Origin of the sequence: Micromonospora sp. NPDC005197 (genome assembly GCF_040608295.1) — a bacterium.
Taxonomy (GTDB): domain Bacteria; phylum Actinomycetota; class Actinomycetes; order Mycobacteriales; family Micromonosporaceae; genus Micromonospora.
On record NZ_JBEXHY010000269.1, the window covers coordinates 1 to 1,555 of the forward strand.

The window sequence follows — 1,555 nt, forward strand, 5'->3', positions numbered from 1 at the left end:
GACCGCCACGGCAGGTGCGCCGGTCACCGTGACCAGCTCCGCCGGCAGGTGCACGATCGCTGCCGTTCCGCCGCGCCGGCTGGGCCGCAACGTGACCCGGGCACCGCAGCGGGCGGCCAGCAGGGCGACGGTGTGCAACCCCGTGGCGTCGGCGGGCGGGTGGGTCGGCGGGTTCGTGAGCAGGTGGTTGGCCTCGCTCAGCGCTGTCGCGTCGAGGCCGGGACCGTCGTCGACCACCACGACCGCGCAGCCGTGCGGCCGGTGCTCACCAGCGATCCGGACGGTGGTGTCCGGGGCCGAGTAGGCCAGGGCGTTCTCGATCAGCTCGGCCAGCAGGTGTACGACGTCCGTGACGGCCGGCCCGGCGAGCGACCACGGCCAGTGCGGCGCGACCAGGACGCGGTGGTACTCCGGCACCTCGGCGACCGCGCCGCGCGTGGCGTCGAGCAGGGGGACCGGGCGCCGCCAGCGGCGGGCCGGGGTCGCGCCGGCGAGGGTGATCACCTTCTCCACGTTGCGGCGGATCCGGGTGGTGAGGTGGTCGAGCTGGAACAGCTCGTCGGCCTCCTCGGCGCTGTGCTCCCGCCGCTGCATCGCGTCCAGCAGGTCGAGCTGATCGCGGAGCAGGACCTGGTTGCGCCGGGTGACCCGCAGGAACAGCTCCCCGGCGCGACGGTCCTCGACCGGCCGGCTGCCGGCCTGACCGCTGCCGGTCGGGCCGGCGGGCGGCTGGTCGTCGGCGGGTGGGGCCGGGGCCGGCTCGGGCCGGCTCGGGTCGGTGCCCGAGGGGGCCCGCTCGTCGGTCAGGCGGCGCACGGTGGCGGCCCAGCCGAGCAGCACCGCCAGCACGGCGATCAGCCCGAGCCCCACCACCGCGCCGGTCCGCCCGACGATCACCGCGGCGCCCGGCGTGGCCCGTTCGACGCTCCCGCGGGCGGTGGTCGTCACCAGCTCGTGCAGAGCGCCGAGCGCGGCGTCCGCCGCCGCGCGCCAGTCCGCCGCGCTGATCCCGCGCAGCGCGTCGACCCGGTCCGTCCGCAGCAGCGCGTCCTCCACGGCGAGCAGGCCCGCGAACTCCGGGCCCGCCGCGAGACGCTGGTGCGCGCCCCGGCCGCCGGCCGGCAGGCCGGCCGCCGCCTCGGCGCGGGCGTACCGCTGGGTGGTCACCAGCTCGACCAGCCGGCGCCGCTCCTCGGCGTTGATCCGACCGCTCAGGACGGCCGCGCTGACCAGGGAGTCCTCCCGGGCGAGCAGCTCGCGGGCGCGGGCCAGCGCGATCACCGCGCGGGTCTCGACCGCCAGCCTGCTCTCGTACGCGCCCCACTCCGGTCCGTACACGTCGAAGGCGGCGTCGACGAGTTGGTCGTACCCGTCGATCGCCCCGGTGCGGTCGAGGTACCCGGCGTCCACCTGGGACCGGACGGCGCCCAGCCCGTTCAACCGCCGGACGAGCGCCTCGGCCCGGTCGCGTACCGCCCCGGCGCTGAGCAGGCGCAGATCGCGGCCGGTCGGAAACCGGGGCCGAGATCAGTTTCGGCGGCGGCGGGCAGGCGGC

At 77.5% G+C, this 1,555-nt stretch carries 1 protein-coding gene; it reads right to left on the reverse strand.

The window, feature by feature from the left end; all coding sequences use genetic code 11:
• On the reverse strand, positions 1 to 1,497 hold a 1,497-nt coding region (locus ABZU46_RS31740), incomplete at its 3' end, for a nitrate- and nitrite sensing domain-containing protein (protein ID WP_354863372.1).
• Positions 1,498 to 1,555 lie beyond the last annotated feature (58 nt).